Here is a 22,029-nt window from a genome sequence, read left to right as displayed (position 1 = left end):
CGACCACTCGCCGTGACGAGGGCGCGGCGACCTCCCGCCGGGAGTACGCAGCCGATCATCGGGTGCGTCCCTGACGGGAGGCCTGGCTCCCCCGGCCGGTGGCACCTGGGGTCACTCGCGGTTCGGCGCGCCGAACCACCTCGTCACACGGGCCTGGAACTCAACCGGATCGGGAAAATTCCGTCAGAGTATCTCCAGCGGTCTCGGGCCGCTGGGCGGCGGGAACCGCTCGTCGAGTCGAGCCAACTCCCCGTCCGTGAGCGAGAGGGCGACCGCCGCTCGATTGTGGTCGACGTGTTCGACGGTCGCCGCTTTGGGAATCGCGCAAATCCCGTCCTGACGCAGTACCCACGCCAGGGCAAGCTGCGCGGGGGTGACCCCGCGTTCGGCGGCCAGCTGTCCGAGCACCGGATCGTCGAGCACCCTGCCCTGTTCGATCGGGGAATAGGCCATCACCGGCAGGTTTCGTTGCCGGCACCAGGGCAGCAGGTCGAACTCGGGGCCGCGGCGGGTGAGGTTGTACAGCACCTGGTCGGTGGAAACTCGGGATCCTGCCTCGGTCGCGAAGAGTTCGCTCATGTCGGCCGGATCGAAATTGCTCACTCCGAAATGGCGGATCTTACCACTGCGCTGGAGAGACTCGAGTGCCTCCATGGTCTCCTCCAGCGGCGTGGCACCCCGCCAGTGCAGCAGGTACAGGTCGATCCGGTCCGTTCCCAGCCGCCGCAGACTGCGCTCGCAGGCAGCGACGGTACCGCTGCGGTCGGCGTTGTGCGGAAACACCTTGGAGACCACGAAGGCATCGTCCCGTCTTCCTCGCAGCGCGGTACCCACGACCTGCTCGGCTCCGCCGCTGCCGTACATCTCGGCGGTGTCGATGAGTCGGATCCCCGAGTCGAGCCCGTGGCGCAACGCGTCGACCTCGGCAGCACGCCGCGCATCGCTCTCTCCCATACCCCAGGTCCCCTGCCCGAGCACGGGCAGTTCGTCCCCTTCGGGCAACGGCAGACTACGCATCTCTCGCACCTTGTCGTTCGGAGAACTCGGACAGGGTGCCGGGCTCCGGGGGAGGCTACCCGATACCGGTCCCCGCCGTAGCGGATGGTGCTCAGCGGGAGCTCTTGCGCTCCTTGATCCGCACGACGACCCGTACCGGGCTGCCCGCGAAACCGAACGCCTCGCGGAACTTGCGCTCCAGGAACCGGCGGTAGCCCGCTTCCAGGAAACCCGAGCTGAACAGCACCAGTGTCGGTGGCCGTGCGTGCGCCTGGGTGGCGAACATGATCTTGGGTTGCTTGCCGCCCCGGACCGGCGGGGGGTGAGCCGCGACGATATCCGACAGCCACGAGTTGATCTGACCGGTGGAGACGCGCTGATCCCACGAGTCGAGCGCCGTTCGCAGCGTAGGTGCCAGTTTGGTGACCGCGCGGCCGGTATGAGCCGAAACATTCACCCGCTCGGCCCAACGCACTCGGACGAGGTCGCGATCGATCTCCTTCTCCAGGCTCCGCCTGCGATCGTCGTCGACCATGTCCCACTTGTTGTAGGCGATCACCAACGCCCGACCGGACTCGATGACCATGCTGATGATGCGCAGATCCTGCTCGGTCAGCGGCTCGGAACCGTCGATGAGCACGATGGCCACCTCGGCCGCCTCGATGGCCGCTTTGGTACGCAGCGAGGCGTAGTACTCCGTGCCGTCGGCGGTTTTCACCCGCTTACGCAGCCCGGCAGTGTCCACGAACCGCCACACTTCGTCGTCGAGCTCGACCAGCGAGTCCACGGGGTCGACGGTGGTACCGGCCACCTCGTCCACCACGGCACGCTGCTCACCGACGAGACGGTTGAGCATGCTGGACTTGCCTACGTTGGGTTTGCCGACCAGCGCCACCCGTCGCGGCCCCGCTGCGCCCCCCAACTGTTCCCGGGGGGTTTCGGGCAATACACGCAGTACCTCGTCGAGCAGGTCACCCGACCCGCGACCGTGCAGCGCGCTCACCGGGTGCGGCTCCCCCAGCCCGAGGGACCACAGCTCGGCCGTGCCTGCCACCGCGACCTGGTCGTCGACCTTGTTGGCGACCACGAGCACCGGGCGCCGGGATCGGCGCAGCACCTTTGCCGCGGCCTCGTCGGTGCCGCTGACTCCCACGTTGGCGTCGACCACGAACAGGATCGCGTCGGCTGCCGACATGGCCATCTCCGCCTGGGAGGTGACACTGGCGTACATGCCGTCGGCATCGGGATCCCATCCACCGGTGTCGACGACGCTGAACGCGCGTCCGCTCCACACGGCGTCATAGGTAACCCGGTCCCGCGTGACACCGGGAGTGTCCTTGACCACGGCCTGCCTGCTGCCGAGCAGGCGGTTCACCAGGGTGGACTTACCGACGTTGGGCCTGCCCACGACCGCCAGCACGGGACGGCCGGGTTCGGGCCCCGAATCCTCGTCGAGTTCGTCGAACAGGTGATCGTAGTCGGCCCAATCCGCCTCGTCGGACCAGGTGCCGTCGAGGCCGGCACCCTCGGCGGCGTCGGCAAACGGCTCTTCGCTCACGCCTCGTTCCCTCTCACATCATCGTCTGGTTCGTCGGAGTCGGTCGTTCGCCCCTCCAGTTCGGCGAGCAACTCGACCAACTCGGTACGCACGCGTTCGGTCGCCTCGACCAGTCCCGCTCTGCCCTTCTGCTCCGGCAGGCGGACGGGTCTGCCGACGAGAACGTCCACCCTGGGCCGGAAGCGGAACCGTCGCCCACTCTCTCGAGCGGTACCCCGGCACGCGACCGGCAGCAGCAGCGCCCCCGCCGATCGGGCCAACCACGCCGCACCGTGCCGCGCCTCGGCCATTTCGCCGCCTCGAGTTCCCTCGGGGAACACCCCGAGCACCCCGCCGGAACGCAGTATCCGCACCGCGGCCGACAGCGCCGCACGGTCGGGAGTACCACGACGAACCGGAAGATGACCCAGTTTACACAGTGCCCAGCCGAGCGGGCCTCGGAACAGTTCCCGCTTGATCAGGAACACCGCACCACGTGGCAGCGCCCCGAACAGCACCGGACCGTCCGCGAGCGAACTGTGGTTGGCGACGAGAACCACAGGGCCGGTCGCGGGGAATCGTTCACCGTGTCGGACGCGGATTCGATACGACATCCGCAGCACGAGCCAGCCCAGGCACCGACCGAACCGGCGCAAACCGGGTGAACTGCCCTCCGGCAGCATACCCGTAGTGGGGTGGTCACGCTGCGAGTGACTCCCGTCGGGCCTCATCGTCCGGCTCGCTCGTTGGTGACCAGCAGTCCACGGTCGGCCGCCAACTCGTGCAACCGCCGCAGCACCTGTGCCAGTGAGAGCTCGGTCGTATCCAGCGAAACAGCGTCCTCGGCCATTCGAAGCGGCGCCACGGACCTGTTGGAGTCGAGGGTATCCCTGCGTCGCACGTCGGCGTGTACCAGGTCGCGGTCGGCCGGGCGCCCCTCGGCCGCGTCCTGGGCGGTGCGGCGGTGGGCACGAGCGTCCGTCGAGGCGGTCAGGTACACCTTCAGGCCCGCCTCTGGCACCACGACGGTGCCCACGTCACGTCCCTCGGCCACGATTCCCCCACTGGGACGTGTCACGGCGTCGATCAGCGCGCGCTGGCGCCGCACCAGAAACTCCCGGATCTCGGGAACCGCGGAAACCGCGGAAACCGCGCTGGTGACTTCCTGCTCGCGGATCTCCCCGCTCACGTCGGCTCCGTCGAGCGAGACCCCGGGAGAGTCGGGATCGGTGCGCATCACCACCTGCGCACCGCGGGCGACACGGGCGAGTTCCGCGGCATCGTCCAGCGGCGTCCCGGCGCGCAGCACGGCCAGTGTCACCGCTCGATACATCGCGCCGGTATCCAGATAAGCAGCGCCGAGCGCGTGGGCGAGTCCACGAGCCGCCGTGGACTTGCCCGTTCCGGACGGCCCGTCCACCGCCACGATTCCGTTGAGCTCGGGCTGGGACACCTCGACTGACCTCCTCGACAACGAATGACCACGTCGCTCGCTCGGGCTAACCGACAATGTTTCATTCTGCCTGTCCGCGAACGCGGTGACTCAATCGAGTCCCGCACGATCGATCGGCCGGCTACTGCGAAGCCGCGAGACGTTTTAAGATCGGTGGTGTGGACGTCACCGTGACCCCGCTGCCGGGGCTGGGCACGCAACAGGAATTCACGACCGACTCCGGGCGCCGCGTCGGAGTGATCACTTACCGGGACGGCCGGATGGAGCTGATCGTCTCCGATGCCAGGGACCCGGACAAGATCTGTGCGGCCACCGATCTCACCGGGGAGGAAACCAGTACGCTGGCGAACCTGCTCGGGGCTCCCCAACTGGTGCGTCAGCTCAGCGAACAACAACGCGAGGTCACCGGTGTGACCACCTGGCAACTGCCGTTGACGCACGGTTCGCCGTTCGACGGACGCATGCTCGGCGAGACCGAGATGCGCACCCGAACCTCGGTTTCGATAGTGGCGGTGATAAGGGACGGCTCGGTGGTGCCCTCCCCTCGCCCGGATTTCGTCTTCGCGGGCGGCGACCTGGTGGTGGTCGTCGGTACCGCCGAAGGTCTGCGCGCAGCCGGCGAGATCATGGAACACGGCTGATTCGACTCGAACCGACCGTTCCCCCGGGATGCTCGGGCGGCGCCCCACGGACCCCGGAGGTTGAACGGATCCGGTCGACGTCCGCACGGGCGAGAGGAACCAGGTGCAACACACTGCGATCACACTGATCGAACTGGGAGCGGTCTTTTTCGGTCTGGGGGTGCTCGGGCGGCTCGCCTGGCGCATCGGTATATCGCCGATCCCGCTGTATCTGCTCGGCGGGTTGGCCTTCGGGCAGGGCGGGCTGATCCCGCTGGGCGGCATCGAACCGTTCACCGAGATCGCCTCGGAGATCGGGGTCGTCCTGCTGTTGCTGCTGCTGGGGTTGGAGTACTCGGCGGGCGAGCTGGTCACGGGGTTGCGCCGCTCCTGGCTGGCGGGTCTCGTCGACGTGGTACTCAACGCTTCGCCAGGTGCCGCCGTGGCGCTGCTGCTGGGGTGGGGCCCGATCGCGGCGATCGTACTGGCCGGTGTCACCTACATCTCCTCCTCGGGGATAGTGGCGAAGGTCCTGGGAGATCTAGGCAGGCTGGGCAACCGTGAGACACCGGTAGTGCTGTCGATACTGGTGTTCGAGGACCTGGCCATGGCCATCTACCTGCCGATCCTGACCGCCCTGCTCGCCGGGGTGGGATTTCTGGGTGGTCTCGGTGCGGTCGGCGTGTCCGTCCTGGTGATCACTCTGGTGCTGGTGCTGGCACTGCGTTACGGACGCTACGTCTCCGCGTTGGTGGACAGTCCGGATCCCGAGGTGTTCCTGCTCCGGTTGCTGGGGGCGGCGCTGCTCGTGGCCGGCTTGGCGGCCCAGCTGCAGGTTTCGGCGGCGGTGGGCGCCTTCCTGCTGGGCATCGCCATATCAGGGTCGACCGCGGCCAACGCCACCCGAACACTGGCCCCGCTGCGCGACCTGTTCGCGGCGGTGTTCTTCGTCGTGTTCGGCCTCAACACCGATCCGTCCGCGATTCCGCCAGTGCTGCCGTTCGCACTGTTGCTGGCGCTGCTGACCACGATCACGAAACTCGCCACGGGATGGTTCGCCGCAGGCTCCCAGGGCATCAGGCGGATGGGACGGGCCCGCGCGGGGGCCGCCTTGGTGGCCCGCGGCGAGTTCTCCATAGTCATCGCGGGCCTGGCAGTGGGTTCCGGAGCGGTCACCGGGGAGCTGGCGGCGTTCTCCACCGCTTACGTGTTGCTGATGGCCGTGCTCGGGCCGGTCGCGGCCCGTGTGGTGGAGCCGGTTTCCCAACGGCTGGTGACGCTACGGCACACGCCGCGATGAGCGGCGGGAAGGCCGGGACGGCCGACCGGGCCACCTGTTCCGGCCGGTCACATGCCGACCGCGCGGTAGAGCGAGCCGAGTTCCTTGTTGTCCAGCGGCCGGATCGCCCCGGGACGCTCGTTGGTCAACCGCACCTCACCGACCCCGGTCCGGACCAGTCGCTGCACCGGATAGCCCGCGGCTTTGAACAGTCTGCGGACGATTCGTTTGCGCCCCTCGTGCAGCACCACCTGCGCCAACACGCGGGTTCCCTTCTGGTTGGTGTCGACGAAGCGGAAGGAATCGACGCTGGCGACCCCGTCCTCGAGTTCCAGACCGGACTTGACGGTGCGTCCCAGATCCTTGGGAACAGGGCCCTGCAGCTCGACCAGATAGGTCTTGGGGACCTGGTAGGAGGGATGCATCAGCCGATTGGCGAGATCGCCGTCATTGCTGATCAGCAGCAGCCCTTCGGTGTTGAAGTCCAGCCGCCCGATGTGGAAGAGCTTGCCCTCCCGCTTCGGCAGGTAGTCACCGATGCAGGGTCGCCCCTGGTCGTCGGACATGCTGCACAGAATGCCCGTGGGCTTGTTCAGCAACAGATGGGTGGCCTCGTTGTCGACCACGACCCTGCTGCCGTCCACGTGGATGACCGAGGTGCTCGGCTCCACCCGGGCGCCGAGCGTGGTGACCGGAGCACCGTCGACCTCCACACGGCCCTCGACGATCATCTCCTCGGCGGCGCGGCGCGAGGCGACGCCCGCCTGCGAAAGCACTTTCTGCAGCCGGACGCCTTCCGCGTCCCGGCTGTTCCGGCTCGTCGGGTCGTGTGGTTCAGACATCGTCGATCGCATCCACTTCGGGCAACAGGGGGGCCAGTGGCGGCAGTTCCCGCAACGAGGACAGGCCGAGCCGTTCCAGGAACAACTCGGTCGTGCAGTAGGAAGTGCCGCCCGATTCCGGGTCGGTACCGGCTTCGTGGATGAGTCCACGCGCCAGCAGGGTACGTACGACCCCGTCCACGTTAACACCGCGCACCGCCGCTACCTTCGAGCGAGTCACCGGTTGCCGATAGGCGATGACCGCGAGCGTCTCCAGTGCGGCCTTAGTGAGTTTGGCTCGCTGCCCGTCGAGGAGATACCGCTCGACGACGGGAGCGTAGACGTCACGAGTGTAGAACCGCCAGCCGTCCGCCACCCTGCGCAGCTCAATACCACTTCCCGCCGCGGTGTAGCCCTCGGCCAGCCGGTGCAGAGCGGTGGTGACCCGTGCCACGGGTTGATCGAGCACCTCGGCCAGCAGCTCCTCCCCGGCGGGGGCGTCGACCACCAGCAGCACCGCTTCCAGCGCGGCGTCCAGCGCGGGCTCGGAGTCGAGGGCGGGCCACTCACGACTCCGGCCTTCGCCCGCACCGCTCGCCCGCTCGGTGTCCTCTCCGCCCTCGGTTCCCTCGGGGCGGAAACCGGCGGGGTGCTTCTCGCCACTCACCCGTAATCCTCTTCCTCGTCTCGATCCAGATCGGCCTCGGCGGCCGCGCGAGCCTGTTCGGCGCTGCCGCCCACCCAGGAGACCGCGAGCTCGCCGAGCGGTTCGGGCTGATCGAACGTGACCACCGCCTCGCGGAACAGTTCCAGCAGCGCCAGGAACCGAGCCACGATCTCGAGGCTCGTGCCGCACTGCTCGGTCAGTTCGGCGAACACCGCGCTGCCCCGTTCGGCCAACAGCACCCGTAGCTCCGCCGCGTGCTCGCGCACCGAGACGCGTTGCTGGTGAAGGTGGTCCAGCGAAACGGTGGGTGGGGGTTTGGGACGGAACACCGCGGCGGCTGTCTCCGCCAGACCGGCGGCGTCCACTCCGAGAACCACTTCGGGCATCAGGTCGAGATAGCGCTGCTCCAGCGAGACCGCCCGGGGGTAGCGCCCCAGCGCCCCGGCTTCGAGCTGCCGGAACAGTTCGGCGACCCGCTTGTAGGCCCGGTACTGCAGCAACCGTGCGAACAGCAGGTCGCGGGCCTCCAGCAGGGCGAGATCCTCCTCGTCCTCGACCTCGGCCGCGGGGACGAGCCGAGCGGCCTTGAGATCCAGCAGCGTCGCCGCCACGACGAGGAACTCACTGATCTCGTCCAGTTCGGAACGCTGCCCGAGCTCCTTGGTGTAGGCGATGAAGTCGTCAGTGACGCGATGCAGTGCCACTTCGGTGACGTCGAGCTGATGCTGCGAGATCAGCTGCAGCAACAGGTCGAACGGCCCCTCGAAGTTCTCCAGGCGTACTGTGAAGCGTCCGCCCTGGGAATCCTGAGCGGCGGCCAGCTCGGGCACCTCGTGCGCCGAGTCGGTGGCTGCTTGTGCCTCGGTCACGTCTCCTCATCAGCAACAACGGCTCGCGGCGGGAATCACCTCGCGATGACCTCACGGGCGAGCGAGCGGTAGGCCTTCGAGCCGGAGGAACGCGGCGCCCACCGAGTGATGGGTTCTCCCGCCACGGTGGTTTCGGGAAACCGCACCGTACGGTTTATCACGCTGTCGAACACTATATCCCCGAACGCCTCCACCACGCGCGACATCACCTCACGCGAGTGCAGCGTACGCGGATCGAACATCGTCGCCAGGATTCCACTGATCTCCAGATCGGGATTAAGCCGGTCGCGGACCTTCTCGATGGTGTCGATCAGCAACGCCACTCCGCGCAGGCTGAAGAACTCGCACTCCAGCGGAATCATCACACCGTGGGCCGCGGCCAACGCGTTGACCGTCAGCAGCCCCAACGAGGGCTGGCAGTCGACCAGCACGAAGTCGTATTCCGCGCGCACCGGCCGCAGGGCACGTTCCAGCGCCTGCTCACGCCCCACCTCGGCGACGAGTTGGACCTCGGCCGCCGAGAGATCGATGTTGCTCGGCAACAGATCCATTCCCGAGACGCTGGTGGATCTGATCACCTCACGGAGTTCGACGGAGCGTTCCATGATGACGTTGTAGATGGTCTGTTCCAGCTGGTGCGGTTGCACGCCGAGACCTACCGACAATGCACCTTGCGGATCGAAATCGACCAGCAACACCTTGCGTCCGTACTCGGCAAGTGCCGCCCCCAGATTGATCGTGGACGTGGTCTTACCGACGCCGCCCTTCTGGTTGCACATCGCCAGCACCGAGGCGGGCCCGTGCGTGTCCAACGCGGCGGGCTCGGGAACGTGTCGACGCGGCCTACCGGTGGGGCCGATGTTCGCGTCGTTGGGATCGGGTCCCATTCCGTCGCCGTTGGCGAGTTCCGAAGTGTCGGGGGTGATGCTCAGGTCGACCGCGCCCCGGTACCGCCCACCGGCGGAGGGCTGCGGCGTCGACATGGCGGTGGTGACTCCTTTGTGTGCGACGGCATTCGAAAACGTCGTTCGACGCGCAGCCTAAGCGGCACGCGCACGCAGCGGCAACGCGCATCGCCGTTGTCCGGACGAAACACCTCGCGGTGCCGCTCGCTCACCCGACAGGATTCGGGTGAACCCGTGGAATTCAGTCGCGCGCCCTGGGGTGGGTGGTGGCGTAGACCTCGCGCAACGTATTCATGGTGACCATTGTGTACATCTGAGTTGTCGAGACCGACGAGTGCCCGAGCAACTCCTGCACGACCCGCACATCGGCTCCCCCTTCCAGTAGGTGAGTCGCGAAGGAATGCCGAAGTACGTGTGGTGAGACCGAAGTGGACACACCGGCACGTTCGGCCGCGGTTTTGAGGATGTTCCAGGCGCTCTGCCGGGAGAGTCTGCCGCCGCGGGAATTGAGGAACAATGCCTTGTCCCCACTGCCCCGCTTCGCCAGCTCGGGACGCGAACGGACGAGGTAGGCCTCGATCGCGGCAAGGGCCGGGCGTCCCACCGGAACCCGACGTTGCACTCCGCCCTTTCCGTCGAACAGGACGGTCCGCTCCCGTTCGTCAAGATCGTCGGCATCCAGACCGATCGCCTCGGAAATACGCGCTCCACTGGAGTAGAGCAGTTCCAGCAAGGCACGGTCCCGCAATCCGCGCATGCCCTCGACAGTACCCGTTTCCAGCAGCCGCCTGACCTCGTCGACCGGTAACGCTTTCGGCAGACGTCGTGGCAGAGCGGGCGGAGTCACCTCATGAGCCGGGTCCCGCGCCGTGAATCCCTCCAGGAAAGCGAAGCGATGCAACCCCCGCACCGCCACGATGGTTCTGGCCGCGGAAGCGGGCGCGAGTGGAACCCCGCCATCGTGCTCACCCCGGCGCAGTGTGGCGAGAAACTCACCCACCAGATCGGGCGAGACTCCGCCCGGTTCCACGATTCCCGCCTCGGACAGGTAAGCACCGTAACGACGCAGGTCCCGACCGTAGGAATCCAGCGTGCTGGAAGCCGTTCCCCGTTCCACCACGAGGTGATCGAGATAGGCTCTGATCACCCGACGCAGTTCGTCGGGCAGTTCGTCAAGATCGGGCATCGGTGGGCTCCTTCCCGGATCACCATGACACGAGCCAGCGGAATCGTGCGGCCGAACCGGGGAGAGCGTGATCAACGATCGGTTCGGGCGGGGAACCGGACGGGGCGATCCACCCACTCTGCCTCCGCGTGTCTGGGCACGGCGTGCCCCCGCGAGACCGCCTGGGCCGCCAACAGTCCCGAGACGGCGGGCGCGTTGACGATCTCGCCCGTGAAGACCATCTCGACGGCACGATCCAACTCGACCCGGCGCACGACGAGATCCGCCTCCTCGTCCGCCGCGGCTTCCGGAAGGGCGACCTCGGACAGACCGCGGGCGAGATAGACCCGCTCGGACTGATCCGTGAACCCGGGTGAGGCGGCCACGTCGACGAGCACCGACCATTCCTCGGCGGCGATCCCGGCCTCCTCCGCGAGTTCCCGACGGGCGGTGTGCAGCGGAGATTCGCCGGGAGTGTCCAGCAGGCCCGCAGGCAGCTCCCAGAGTCTGCGATCCAGCGGATAGCGATACTGGTGAACCAGCACGACACGTTCGTGTTCGTCCAGCGCCACCACAGCTACCGCGCCGGAGTGCTCCACGACCTCACGGCGCGAACGCCCGCCACCCGGCATGGCGACCTCGTCGGCACGCAGCGCCAGAATGTTGCCCACATAGACATCGGAGGTCGACAGGGTGGTGAAGCTGTGTCGGCCGTTCGTACGGGTGATCGGCGTACCGGGCTGTTCGGGATCGGCGGCCATGCGGAGTGCTCCTGGAGTGTCTCGGTGTTCTCGCTCGGTGATCCTGTTTACCGCTCCGGAGTCCCGTCCCGAAAGTCGATCTCGGCGACGGGCTCGCCGGGGAAGTACACCACGAGAAGCCCCGCCCCCGGAGATACCGGACCGGGACAGCCACGAAAGAGTCGAGCGTGTCCCGGTCCGCTGCTGTCACCGGCCGGTTCCCGAATCGCGTGTTCCGCTCCGAGTGCTCAGACGCTCGCCGGGGCCTGCACGGCACCGGGCAGCTCCACCGGCAACCGTTCCGCGGCACGGTAGTCCAGAGCCGCGCGGACGAACGAGTTGAACAGTGGATGCGGCCGGGTGGGGCGACTCGTCAGCTCCGGATGCGCCTGGGTTCCCACGAAGAACGGGTGCTCCTCACGGGGGAGTTCGAGGAACTCGACCAACCGGTCGTCCGGCGAGGTTCCCGAGAACACCAGTCCCGCCTTGGCCAACTGCTCCCGGTAGGCGTTGTTGACCTCGTAACGATGACGGTGTCGTTCGGAGACCTCAAGAGTGCCGTAAGCCTGGGCCACCAGGGAGTCCTCCCGCAACGCGGCCGGATAGGAACCCAGACGCATGGTGCCGCCCATGTCGCGCTCCCCCGCCACCACGTCGTGTTGATCGGCCATGGTGCTGATCACCGGATGCTGGCAGGGAGCGGCGAACTCGGTCGAGTTCGCGCGCTGCAGCCCGGCGAGGTTGCGCGCCACCTCGATCACCATGCACTGCAGCCCCAGGCAGAGCCCCAGTACCGGGATCCCGTTCGTGCGCGCGTACTCGATCGCGCCGAGTTTACCCTCGATTCCCCGTACGCCGAATCCACCGGGCACGAGCACCCCGTCCATACCGGACAGGGCACGCGCTGCGGCGGCCTCGCTCTCGCAGTCGTCGGAGGCCACCCACGAGATTTCCACCTTGGCCCGGTTCGCGAACCCGCCCGCGCGCAACGCCTCGGTGACCGAGAGATAGGCATCGGGCAGGTCGACGTACTTGCCCACCAGGGCAATCCGGACTCTCTCGGTGGGATTGTGTACCCGTTCGAGCAGATCGCCCCACACCGACCAGTCGACGTCGCGGAACGGAAGTCCCAGCCTGCGGACCAGATAGGCGTCCAGCCCCTCGCCGTGCAACACGCGGGGGATGTCGTAGATGGAGGCGGCATCGGGACAGGCCACCACACCGTCGGAGTCGACGTCGCACATCAGCGCGATCTTGTCCTTGAGCTCACCGGAGAGCTCGCGGTCGGCGCGGCAGACCAACGCGTCCGGAGCGATACCGATGTTGCGCAGCTCCTTGACGGAGTGCTGGGTCGGCTTGGTCTTGAGCTCCCCGGAGGGCGCGAGGTAGGGCACCAACGAGACGTGCAGGAAAAAGCAGTTGTCCCTGCCCACGTCGTGGCGGAGCTGTCTGCACGCCTCCAGGAAGGGCAACGACTCGATGTCACCGATCGTCCCACCGATCTCGGTGATGACCACGTCCGGAGTCTGACCGTTCTCGTCCGGCTCGGCCATCGCACGGACCCGTGCCTTGATCTGATCGGTGATGTGCGGGATCACCTGCACCGTATCTCCGAGGTACTCGCCACGGCGTTCCTTGGCGATCACCGAGGAGTACACCTGACCGGTGGTGATGTTGGCGTTACGCGTCAACGCCCGGTCCAGGAAGCGCTCGTAGTGCCCGATATCGAGATCCGTCTCGGCCCCGTCGTCGGTGACGAAAACCTCACCGTGCTGGAACGGATTCATCGTGCCCGGATCAACGTTGAGATACGGGTCGAGCTTTTGCATGGTCACCCGCAACCCGCGGGATGTGAGTAGTTCCCCCAGGCTGGAGGCCGTGAGCCCCTTGCCGAGGGAGGAGGAGACGCCCCCTGTGACGAATACATGCTTGATCGTGCGTGCTTGCGGCACCAAAAAAGCTCCCCGTGGTCGATGCCGTCACCATGCTGGTGTTTGTGCTGGCAGGAACGTTGACACCGTCGCTCCCACGGGACTACAGCATATCGCACTCGTTCCCCGGGATGTACCGGACCCCGACGGACGGCGGACCGAGGTGCTCCACACGCCGGAGCGGACGCGGCGGTCGCCGTCGACGAGCGTTCGGACAGGTGTGTTCGTGTCGGCGGGCTCGACACCCTCTGTGTGCGGCCGCGAGACCGAGTGAGGCCCCGCGAGCATCCACCGAGCACGGCAGGCCGGTCTCGCCTCGATCCCGAACGAGACACATCTACCACGAAACGTGGCCAACGAATCAGCCGATCGAAGTATGCCACTGCACGACATTCTCGGGCATGCTCGCCAGGGCGAAGTTCATCTGAACCGGTCCGGCGCGGCGCCCCTCCCCATTCGCGCCGGACCTCTGCCGGGCGGCGCCCATAAGGTCGCGCCGCCCGGCGCCCCCAGAGCCGGGTCTCACCACGAGGCGCGGTGGCATTCCCGCCACCCGCCCCGTGGAGCGATGGAATCGGGCAGGGCTTGTGCGTCCGCCTGTTCCACCGCGCAGAGCCTCGCTTTCCGGACACCACTGTTGCGGCCGCTGTCGCAGGTGATCGCATCGGTCCCCGAGCGGCGTCAGCAGGCTCCGGCTGACCGAGTTCGAACCGAGCGGCGCTCCCGAACGCCAACGCCGGCAACACCGCCACGAGAAACCGCGTGACAGCGCACGAAGATCACGTGATCAGCCCCTCGAAGAACTCGACGACGGCGTCGCCGAACGCTCCGAGCACCGGCAGATAAGGACCGAACATTCCCGAGGTGCTCACCACGGCGAACATCGCGAGAACCACGCTCAGCACCAACAACAACACGGCTACGTTGGAAACTCGGTTACGCTGCAGTTCGACCACGGCCGAACCGTGCACGATCTTGCCGCCCAGCCGAAGCCTGGTCAGGAACGTCGAGGGATTGGTTCCCACCCGCGCACGGTCCAGGAATTCGTCGAGGGTGGCGCGCATCCCCACTGTCGCCACGAGTTCGGCCCCGTGCGCGTCGGCGAGCAGCAGGGCCAGGTCCTCGGCGTTCCCCGAGGCGGGGAAGGTCACGGCTCCGAGGCCGAGCTCCTGGATCCGTTCGATCCCCGGCGCGTGGCCGTGGATATCGGCGGGGATGACGATCTCGTCGGCCGCTTTGAGCGTACGCACATCCAGCGCGCTCGGGTCCCCAATTATCACGTCGGGGGACAACCCCACCGCACACAGCGTGTCCGCGGCGGTGCCGACACCGAGCAGCACCGGATGGTACTCCCGCACGTAACGCCGCAGGCGCTTGAGCTCCTCCCCGTATCCACGACCCGGTGCGACCACCAACACATGACGCCCGGACATGGCGACACCGACCTCGGGTACTCCGATGCCGTCCAGCACGAGCATCCGCTCGTTCCGGAGGAACTCGATGGTGTTGGCGGAGAACGCCTCCAACTGCGCGGACATCGCCGCCTTCGCCTCGGACATACGTGTGGCGACGCTCTCGGTGTCCTGTTCCGAGGCGTGCAGTAGAAGTTCCTCCTCACCCCGTTTGCCGACGAGGCGCACGTCGCCGTTGTGCAGCCGCAGTGTGACGCCGTCGCGGACACGTTCCAACGCCTCGGGGCCCGCGTTGTCGAGCAGCAGGATACCGGCGGCGAGCAGCACTTCCGGACCGAGATTCGGATACTTGCCCGATATGGCGGGGCCGACGTTGACTACCGCGGCCACCTCGTGAGCGACCAGGGACTCCGCGACGTGACGATCGAGATCGGGCTCGTCGAGAACCACGATGTCCCGTGGGGAGAGCCGAGGAGGTAGTTCGCCGAGCCGGCGCTGGACACGCGCTGTTCCGATGATGCCGGGCAATGTCTCCTGCCGACTTCCGAGCAGGCCACTGAGTCGCATGCACCGATGGTGACAAAACAGTCACCGAATGTTCCGTCGCCACGCCGGGGCGTGGCCGACAATGTCGGCGCACCGCCAAAGCGCCACCCGCAGGGGCGACTCGCGAGCGAGCGCACCGTTCCACGACTCCGGGAACCGAGGAGCTCGCTCACCCGCTCAGGCCACCTGTCAGAAGTCGGCCTTGTAGCGGTCGGCCACCTCGAGGAGTTCCTCGGCGTGGGCACGTCCGGTCTCGGTGGAATCGAGTCCCGCCAGCATGCGCGCGAGTTCCGTGACACGTTGTTCGTCGGAGACCGTGCGAACATCACTGTGGGTGAGACCGGCGGTTTCGGTGGCCTTGTCGACCACGAGGTGTCGATCCGCGTAGGCGGCCACCTGCGGCAGATGCGTAACCACCACGACCTGATGGCTTCTGCCCAGTCGCGCGAGGCGTCTGCCGATCTCCACCGCGGCTCTCCCGCCGACCCCGGCGTCGACCTCGTCGAACACCAGTGTGGGAACGGTGTCGGAATCCGCGAGTACCACTTCGAGGCCGAGCATCACTCTGGAGAGCTCTCCCCCGGAAGCACCCTTCTGAATGGGTAGTGCCGGGGCTCCCTGGTGAGCGCGGAGACGCATCTCCACTTCGTCGACACCGTCCGGACCGGCATGAACCGGCTGCCCGTCCAGCATGACCGTCTCGTGGCCACCGGCGGCGACGTGTCTGGGGGAGACCGACACCTCGAACTCGGCCTGCGCCATGGCCAGCCCGGTGAGCTCCTCGGTGACGGCGACCGCCATCCTGCCCGCCGCCTCGGCTCGGATCCGGCTGAGTTCACGGGCGTGCTCGGCGAGTTCCGCGGCCAAGCTGTCACGCCGGGCCGCCAACTCCGCCAGCGCCTCCTCGGAGGTGTCCATCCCGCGCAGCGTCTGCCGGGCCTGTTCGGCCCATTCGAGCACACCGTCGATGTTCTCGGCGTACTTCTTGGTGAGTTGTTTGAGTTGGGCCTGCCGGGCGAGTACTCGTTCCAACTCGGCCGGATCGGCCTGTAGCTCCTCCAGATAGCCGCTCAGTTCGGTACCGGCGTCGCTGAGTACGGCCGCGGCTTCGGCGAGTCTCTCCCCGATCTCGCGCAGCTTGGGATCCTCGGACGAGTCCAGCAATCGGCGGGCCTGCCCCACCAGACTCATCGCTCCCGCCCCGTCGGGATCCTCTGCCTCGGAGCCACTGATCGCGGTGTGAGCGCCGGTGGCGAGTTCACGCAGCTGATCGATATCGGACAGCCTGCGGGCCTGGTCGACCAGTTCGGTGTCCTCGCCGGGGGCGGGATCCGCTGTCTCGATCTCCGAGAGTCCGTGACGCAGCAGATCGGCCTCGCGTTCGAGTTCGCGGGAACGTTGGCTCCGATCGGACAGCTCCCGCACGACTTCGAGCCACTCCCGCCGCAGTCTGCGGTACTCCGCGAGTGGCTGTTCGACGGCCTCACCCGCGAACCGGTCCAACGCGGCACGCTGCTCGTCGGCGCGTAACAACCGAAGCTGGTCGTTCTGGCCGTGCACCGCCAGCACCTGGTCTGCGAGTTCGGCGAGCACCGTGTTCGGCACCGAGCGGCCGCCGAGATGTGCCCGGGAGCGCCCCTGGGAACTGACACTGCGGACCGCGATCAGACTGCCGTCCTCGTCCGGCTCGGCCCCGGCCTCACCCGCCACCTCGGCAGCTCCCGAGTCCGCGGTGGTGACGAAGCGGCCCTCCACCACGGCTCGTTGGGCTCCCGAACGGACCCTGGAGCTGTCGGCTCGCCCCCCGCTCAACAGATGCAGGCCGGTAACCACCATGGTTTTGCCCGCACCGGTCTCACCGGTCACCACCGTCAACCCCGAATGCAGTTCAAGCGTGGCACTGTCGATCACGCCCAGCCCTTGGATGTGCATCTCCGCCAACACAGCAAGCACCCTAGCTGGCACGCTCACGGGGTTGGCGGCCCGGCGATCCCGTTCGGCGCGTTCCAGGGGAAATGTCGTTCGTCTTACGCCACCCGGAACGAGCGAGCAGACGAGCGGGGCCGAGTGCCGCCGCACGCCGCGGCGGGCGAACACGCCACGCCACAACGATGAATCCTATTCGGATACTGGTCCCCGCCAGCCGTGCACGGGGAGTTCGAACTTGCGAACCAGCCGATCGGTGAACGAGGTGTCGTGCAGTCGAACCAGTCGCAACGGGTTGTCCGAGGCCAGCACCTCCACTCGGGACCCCGCGGGCAGGTCGAAGTGCCGTTGCCCGTCGCAGCACAGCACGGCGTCGTGACCGTTCTGGTCGATCTCGAGGGCCAGCGTGGAATCACGCGCCAGAACCAGTGGACGCGCGAAAAGCGCGTGCGCGTTGCTGGGTACGACCAGCAACGCTTCCACCTGTGGCCAGACGACGGGCCCACCGGCCGAGAAAGCGTAGGCGGTGGAGCCGGTCGGAGTGGAACACAGTACGCCGTCACAACCGAAAGTGGAGACCGGATGACCGTCCACCTCGACGACTACGTCGAGGATGCGTTCCCGACTGCTCTTCTCAACACTGGCCTCGTTGAGTGACCAGGTCGTGGCCAGTACCTGATTCCCCAGTCTGGCGGTGACGTCGATGGTCATCCGCTCATCCACGTGGTACCGACCCTCGACCACGGCGTCGACCGCCTCGTCGAGGGCGTCGAAGTCGGCCCCCGCCAGGAAACCGACCCGACCGAGGTTGATCCCGAAGACCGGTACTCCGGCCATCCTCGCGAGTTCGGCGGCGCGCAGCAGGGTGCCGTCACCTCCGAGAACGAGTACCAGCTCGGTCCCCGCGGCGGCGAGCGCCCCCGGTGCCACGACACGGCTGTAACAGGCCGGACTGAGTTGGGGAGCCTCCTCCGCCAACACACGCACCCGCATACCGGCACCGATCAGTCTGCCCGCGACCTTCTCCGCGGTGCCCAGGTTGTACTGCCTGCCGGTGTGTATCACCAGAAGTACGTCACGGGTCAACCGGTGTCATCCTCTCCGAGTTCCCCGGTTTCGGTGCGCACTGTTCGGGAGGCCACAGTGGCATCGGCCGAGGAAACCGTTACCGCCTCGGTGACCATGGTGGTCACATCGCGAGGGGTCTCGTCGGCGCGCCGGTGCAGCCAGACGAAGTACTCGACGTTGCCGGAAGGTCCGGGAAGCGAACTGGCGACCACGGCCTGTAGTCGCAACTCGTACTCGGCCGCGGCCGATACCACGCCGAGTACCGCCTCGGCACGCAACGCCGGATCACGAACCACTCCCCCTGTGCCAAGGCGCTCCTTACCGACCTCGAACTGGGGCTTGACCATGAGCACCAGGTCGGATCCCCGATGTATGCACTCGCTCAGCGCGGGCAGCACCAACCGCAGCGAGATGAACGACAGGTCCGCCACCACCAGGTCCGCCGCCTGACCGATATCGGCGGATGTCAGCGTCCGCACGTTCTTGCGGTCACGGACCAGTACACGCTCGTCGGTACGCAACTTCCAGTCCAGCTGGCCGTAACCGACATCCACGGCCACGACCTCCGCTGCCTCACGCCGCAGCAGCACATCGGTGAATCCTCCGGTGGAGGCGCCCGCGTCCATGCACCGGCGGCCCGCGACCCGCAAGCCGTCCTTTTCGAAAGCCTCCAACGCTCCGAGCAGCTTGTAAGCACCCCGGGAAGCCCAATTGGGATCTTCCACGTCGTCGGCCACGACTATCGATGCATCGTTCTCGACCGTGGTCGCCGACTTGCGGGCCACGAAGCCGCGCACCGTGACACGCCCGGCAGCGATCAGTTCACCGGCGTGTTCCCGTGAACGAGCGAGCTTACGCCGTACCAGCTCGGCATCCAGTCGCGCTTTCCGAGGCACCGCTTCAACTCCCGCTACTACTCGGTCCGGACAGCAGTTCGTCGGCCCGGTTGAGGGCATCGGTCAACGCGTCGTGAACCGCGTCGAACCTGGCGACGTGCTCGGAGACGGGCAACCCGTCCAGCTCCCGCAGGCCCGCCAACGAACGCTCAACGACGCCCTCGGCCTCCTTGATCCGGTCGACGGCGGAATCGGTGGAAGTCACCGAATCGGCCGTTCCGTCACCGTGTTGTCCCGCCGACTCCATCTCCTCCTGCCTCATCGCACACCACCAACAGTGATACCAATCACACCGCACGAACCCCACGCTCGAAAAGATGCCGAAAGGACCACAGCACTTCCACGTTATCGGATCACACCCACCGCTGCTCCTCGGTGCGCTCGGCCACAGCAATTCGCTTGCAGCGGTCCGATACTCGGGCGCGGGCACGTGGTCACCGCCGCCGTCGACCGGACACGAGGAACGATTCAACTGGTGGTGGTCGTAGCGAAGCGCTTTCCGTCGAGGCGATACAGCCCCAGCTCCCGGAGCACGGTTTCGGCTGTCGAGTCCTCGAACAGCACCTCGACGTCCCCGCTGCCCTCCGACCACCACGCCGCACAAAGGGCTCGCAGCGCGGAGAGCCTGCTCCACGGGTAGGCCTCGTCGGCCTCCTCGGGCCGGTGGTCCGCTCCGTTCACAGCGGCCAGCGTCAGCCCGGCCCCGGTGGCGTCGATTCTCCAGGCGGCCTGTTCCGAGATTCTGGAAGCCGCGGCCGGAAGTTCCAGCGCGGTCACATCGGCCGCCACATGAGCGGGGCGACACCCGGGAGGAGCCGCGAGTAGCTCGGCGGGAGTGCTGACCCCGCTCAACACCATCAGCGAGGGGATCTCGGCCCTACCGGCTCCGAGAATATCCGTTTCCAGCCTGTCTCCCACCACGAGCGGTCGGCGCGCGGTCGCCGAGGCCACTGCCCGATCCAGCAGCGTTCGTTCCGGCTTGCCCGCGACCAGCGGGCAACTACCGGTGGCCTCCCGCAGTGCCGCCACCAGTGCACCGTTTCCGGGCAGTTCACCCCGCTCGGTGGGCAGCGTGGCGTCGCGGTTGCAAGCCACCCAAACAGCACCAACACGTATCGCCAAACAGGCTTCGGCCAGATCGGTCCACGTGGTGTCGGGGGAATGTCCCTGCAACACGGCCACCGGTCCCGAATCCGTCGTTCGCACCGGAGAAAGTCCGACAGCGACGAGTTCCTCGGCCAAAGCCACCGTACCGACGACGAGTACAGGAGCTCCGGGCGGCAAACGCTCGGCCAGTAAGGCGGCTCCCGCCTGGGCACTGGTGCTGACCTCCGAGACCACCGCCGCGACCCCGAGCGTGTTCAAGTTCTCGGCGACCGTCTCGGGGGGTTTGGAAGCGTTGTTGGTGACGTAGCGAATCGTGATACCCGCGTCACGAGCACGGGAGACAGTCGAATCGGCACCCTTGATGACTTCACCACCGCGATAGACCGTGCCGTCCAGATCGAGCAACAACGCGTCGTGCTCGGCACCGAGCGATCGCCCCACGTCACTCCCTCCTGCATTCAGGAGCCGTCGATTCCGGATCAGTCCCAGACTCCCAGGTCAATGTCCTGGGAAGCCGCGGACCGCCGGTCCGCACGAGAATCACCGGTACCGTGTTCGCGGTCAGTGGCAACGGTTCCTTCCGAAACCTCGGGGACGGCGGTGTCGGTTTCGGCGTGGGCCGCAAGCCGTTCCGCCTCCTCGGGGCCTCCCAGCTCGGTCACCAGCTCCTCGAGTCGTTCGGGGGCGTCGGTGGCTTCGTCGTCATCGGCGTTGGCCGCATGTACGAACCAGGTGAAGGCTTCGCGCGTGCGTCCCACCGCCAGCAGATTGTCCGCGTAGGCGTAGAACAGCCGGGCACTCCACGATTCATTACGCTGCGGATCGAGTTCGGGAACCTGCAGGCTCACGACAGCGGCTTCGGATTGACCGAGATCACGACGTGCTCCCGCTCCCACGATTCGCAGTTCGATCGCTTCGTCCTGGGGAAGTCGAGCTGCTTCCTCTTCCCGGGTGAGTTCCAGAGCGCGCTGGGGTTTCCCGAGAGCACGTTCGCAGTCGGCGATAATGGCGAGGTGGGACTGACCTCCCATGCGACGAGCGGCACGCAGTTCGGAGAGGGCCTCGCTCCAGTTACCCACGTAGTAGGCGGCGAGCCCGTTGGCTTCTCGGGCAGCGGGCGATCTGGAGGCTTTCCGGCGAGCGTACCGGGCGTGTTCCAGCGCCTTTTCCGGTTCCTCTTCCAGTAACATCCCGACTGCCACCACGTGCGCTCCCACGTCCTCGGCCACCATCTTGGGCAGCGCCCGGAAGTCGCGCCGCACTTCGGGATCGAGTTGGGAAGCATTGGCACCCTCCGGCAACTTGGGCGCCCTGGGGCGGCCGGGCTCGGTGGAGGCTGTCCGCTTTCCGGAATCACCGCCAACTCGTTCGGCATCACCACGCGGAGAACCTGCCCGGGCGTCACTCCTGCCCTGGTTGCGATCGGCGTGTGAACGACGATTCCGCCGCGAGTCGGTGGAATCACCGGAGCGATCGGCTCGCCTTGGAACGTTGCGCTTGGACTGATTTCCCGAATCGCGGTCACCGACGTTACCGCCGCTTCGGTTGGCTTTACCACGGGAGTCGTTGTGGCGACTCACACCGTTTCCGCGACGTCCTGCCGAGTCAACGCCGTCGCGAGCCGATCCCCGGTCGGTACCGGCTCGATTCCTGGAGCCGCGCGGGCCTCCTCCGGAACCACTCGCGCGGGAGTGGCCCGGTTTCCGGTCCTTTCCGTGCCTGTCCCCGGTGTCGTTGTCACGACGCCGAGCGTCACGCTTGTCGTCAGAGCTGGACACCGGACCTCCTGAAGCATATACACATGACCCCACCAGCTTAGCCCCGCAGGGGTGTGCACAGCCGTACGGGCGAGCCACGCACTTGTCGGGGTAGCACTCGGCGTGTTCGGGGACTGAGTGGACTCGTGAGTGGTGGTGTGCTGGTGGTGTTTGCCACGCGGCGGGGTGGGGTCCTGTGGTGTGGGCGGGGATGCACGTGTGGCCCGGGCACCGTGGTGGTGTCCGGGCCACATCGTGGGGGGTTGGGTCGGCGGTGTCCGTGTCTCCCACACCCGTGGGGGTGCAGTACCTGGGGCGCTGGAGGGCTTAGCTG

20 protein-coding genes are annotated in these 22,029 nt (G+C 67.1%); 2 read left to right on the top strand and 18 right to left on the bottom strand.

What is annotated here, in order from left to right:
• Window positions 1-183: 183 nt before the first annotated feature.
• From ACOQFL_RS07655 to cmk, 4 genes are all read right to left on the bottom strand, one after another.
• On the bottom strand, window positions 184-1,017 hold the full coding sequence (locus ACOQFL_RS07655) for an aldo/keto reductase (protein ID WP_435543402.1): 834 nt from the start codon (window positions 1,015-1,017) through the stop codon (window positions 184-186).
• Window positions 1,018-1,108: 91 nt separating this feature from the next.
• A complete protein-coding gene (gene der, locus ACOQFL_RS07650) occupies window positions 1,109-2,554 on the bottom strand; it encodes a ribosome biogenesis GTPase Der (protein ID WP_435543401.1) in 1,446 nt (481 codons plus the stop codon).
• Complete coding sequence (locus tag ACOQFL_RS07645) at window positions 2,551-3,264, bottom strand: lysophospholipid acyltransferase family protein (protein ID WP_435543400.1); 714 nt, start codon at window positions 3,262-3,264, stop codon at window positions 2,551-2,553. The genes der and ACOQFL_RS07645 overlap by 4 nt, the downstream gene beginning before the upstream one ends.
• Window positions 3,261-3,986, bottom strand: coding sequence for a (d)CMP kinase (cmk, locus tag ACOQFL_RS07640; RefSeq protein WP_435543399.1), 726 nt, complete (start codon window positions 3,984-3,986; stop codon window positions 3,261-3,263). The genes ACOQFL_RS07645 and cmk overlap by 4 nt, the downstream gene beginning before the upstream one ends.
• A 158-nt stretch (window positions 3,987-4,144) precedes the next feature.
• On the opposite strand from cmk, the gene ACOQFL_RS07635 reads away from it, so the two are divergent.
• A complete protein-coding gene (locus tag ACOQFL_RS07635; RefSeq protein ID WP_435543398.1) occupies window positions 4,145-4,627 on the top strand; it encodes a cation:proton antiporter regulatory subunit in 483 nt (160 codons plus the stop codon).
• Window positions 4,628-4,730: 103 nt separating this feature from the next.
• On the top strand, window positions 4,731-5,906 hold the full coding sequence (locus ACOQFL_RS07630) for a cation:proton antiporter (RefSeq protein WP_435543397.1): 1,176 nt from the start codon (window positions 4,731-4,733) through the stop codon (window positions 5,904-5,906).
• 47 nt (window positions 5,907-5,953) lie between these two features.
• Here ACOQFL_RS07630 and ACOQFL_RS07625 read toward each other — a convergent pair whose 3' ends face one another.
• The 14 genes from ACOQFL_RS07625 to ACOQFL_RS07560 form a co-directional block, all read right to left on the bottom strand.
• A complete protein-coding gene (locus ACOQFL_RS07625; RefSeq protein ID WP_435543396.1) occupies window positions 5,954-6,727 on the bottom strand; it encodes a pseudouridine synthase in 774 nt (257 codons plus the stop codon).
• On the bottom strand, window positions 6,720-7,373 hold the full coding sequence (gene scpB / locus ACOQFL_RS07620) for an SMC-Scp complex subunit ScpB (protein ID WP_435543395.1): 654 nt from the start codon (window positions 7,371-7,373) through the stop codon (window positions 6,720-6,722). Before scpB ends, ACOQFL_RS07625 begins: the two co-directional genes overlap by 8 nt.
• Window positions 7,370-8,242, bottom strand: a complete 873-nt coding sequence (locus ACOQFL_RS07615; RefSeq protein ID WP_435543394.1) for a segregation and condensation protein A — start codon at window positions 8,240-8,242, stop codon at window positions 7,370-7,372. The genes scpB and ACOQFL_RS07615 overlap by 4 nt, the downstream gene beginning before the upstream one ends.
• Before the next feature lie 35 nt (window positions 8,243-8,277).
• Complete coding sequence (locus ACOQFL_RS07610; protein ID WP_435543393.1) at window positions 8,278-9,225, bottom strand: ParA family protein; 948 nt, start codon at window positions 9,223-9,225, stop codon at window positions 8,278-8,280.
• 163 nt (window positions 9,226-9,388) lie between these two features.
• Window positions 9,389-10,333: a site-specific tyrosine recombinase XerD gene (locus ACOQFL_RS07605; RefSeq protein ID WP_435543392.1), complete on the bottom strand. Its 945-nt coding sequence runs from the start codon at window positions 10,331-10,333 to the stop codon at window positions 9,389-9,391.
• A gap of 71 nt (window positions 10,334-10,404) precedes the next feature.
• The gene (locus ACOQFL_RS07600; RefSeq protein ID WP_435543391.1) at window positions 10,405-11,073 is read right to left on the bottom strand and encodes an NUDIX domain-containing protein; all 669 of its coding nucleotides are present in this window, start codon (window positions 11,071-11,073) and stop codon (window positions 10,405-10,407) included.
• A 227-nt stretch (window positions 11,074-11,300) separates the two neighbouring features.
• On the bottom strand, window positions 11,301-13,004 hold the full coding sequence (gene pyrG / locus ACOQFL_RS07595) for a CTP synthase (RefSeq protein ID WP_435543390.1): 1,704 nt from the start codon (window positions 13,002-13,004) through the stop codon (window positions 11,301-11,303).
• Between the two features lie 758 nt (window positions 13,005-13,762).
• A complete protein-coding gene (gene steA / locus ACOQFL_RS07590; RefSeq protein ID WP_435543389.1) occupies window positions 13,763-14,962 on the bottom strand; it encodes a putative cytokinetic ring protein SteA in 1,200 nt (399 codons plus the stop codon).
• A 168-nt stretch (window positions 14,963-15,130) separates the two neighbouring features.
• Window positions 15,131-16,885, bottom strand: a complete 1,755-nt coding sequence (recN, locus tag ACOQFL_RS07585) for a DNA repair protein RecN (protein ID WP_435543388.1) — start codon at window positions 16,883-16,885, stop codon at window positions 15,131-15,133.
• Window positions 16,886-17,059: 174 nt separating this feature from the next.
• Window positions 17,060-17,953, bottom strand: a complete 894-nt coding sequence (locus tag ACOQFL_RS07580) for an NAD kinase (RefSeq protein ID WP_435543387.1) — start codon at window positions 17,951-17,953, stop codon at window positions 17,060-17,062.
• Complete coding sequence (locus ACOQFL_RS07575) at window positions 17,950-18,831, bottom strand: TlyA family RNA methyltransferase (RefSeq protein ID WP_435543386.1); 882 nt, start codon at window positions 18,829-18,831, stop codon at window positions 17,950-17,952. Before ACOQFL_RS07575 ends, ACOQFL_RS07580 begins: the two co-directional genes overlap by 4 nt.
• A gap of 4 nt (window positions 18,832-18,835) precedes the next feature.
• Window positions 18,836-19,093, bottom strand: a complete 258-nt coding sequence (locus ACOQFL_RS07570; protein ID WP_435543385.1) for a hypothetical protein — start codon at window positions 19,091-19,093, stop codon at window positions 18,836-18,838.
• A gap of 206 nt (window positions 19,094-19,299) precedes the next feature.
• Window positions 19,300-20,379 carry an HAD hydrolase-like protein gene (locus tag ACOQFL_RS07565; protein ID WP_435543384.1) on the bottom strand — a complete coding sequence of 360 codons (1,080 nt, stop codon included), beginning with the start codon at window positions 20,377-20,379 and terminating at the stop codon, window positions 19,300-19,302.
• 38 nt (window positions 20,380-20,417) lie between these two features.
• Window positions 20,418-21,239: a tetratricopeptide repeat protein gene (locus ACOQFL_RS07560; protein ID WP_435543383.1), complete on the bottom strand. Its 822-nt coding sequence runs from the start codon at window positions 21,237-21,239 to the stop codon at window positions 20,418-20,420.
• Window positions 21,240-22,029: the final 790 nt, after the last annotated feature.

The sequence above is a fragment of the Actinopolyspora sabaoui genome, from assembly GCF_051225635.1.
In the GTDB taxonomy this organism is placed as follows: domain Bacteria; phylum Actinomycetota; class Actinomycetes; order Mycobacteriales; family Pseudonocardiaceae; genus Actinopolyspora.
The sequence above is the reverse complement of the archived record's forward strand: the minus strand, read 5'-3'. Positions and strand labels throughout refer to the sequence as shown.

Excerpts from the sequence above, each read along its gene's own strand:
- ACOQFL_RS07655 (WP_435543402.1), bottom strand. The coding sequence starts at position 1,017 with ATGCGTAGTCTGCCGTTGCCCGAAGGGGACGAACTGCCCGTGCTCGGG.
- ACOQFL_RS07645 (WP_435543400.1), bottom strand. The coding sequence starts at position 3,264 with ATGAGGCCCGACGGGAGTCACTCGCAGCGTGACCACCCCACTACGGGT.
- ACOQFL_RS07625 (WP_435543396.1), bottom strand. The coding sequence starts at position 6,727 with ATGTCTGAACCACACGACCCGACGAGCCGGAACAGCCGGGACGCGGAA.
- ACOQFL_RS07610 (WP_435543393.1), bottom strand. The coding sequence starts at position 9,225 with ATGTCGACGCCGCAGCCCTCCGCCGGTGGGCGGTACCGGGGCGCGGTC.
- ACOQFL_RS07605 (WP_435543392.1), bottom strand. The coding sequence starts at position 10,333 with ATGCCCGATCTTGACGAACTGCCCGACGAACTGCGTCGGGTGATCAGA.
- ACOQFL_RS07600 (WP_435543391.1), bottom strand. The coding sequence starts at position 11,073 with ATGGCCGCCGATCCCGAACAGCCCGGTACGCCGATCACCCGTACGAAC.
- steA (WP_435543389.1), bottom strand. The coding sequence starts at position 14,962 with ATGCGACTCAGTGGCCTGCTCGGAAGTCGGCAGGAGACATTGCCCGGC.
- ACOQFL_RS07570 (WP_435543385.1), bottom strand. The coding sequence starts at position 19,093 with ATGAGGCAGGAGGAGATGGAGTCGGCGGGACAACACGGTGACGGAACG.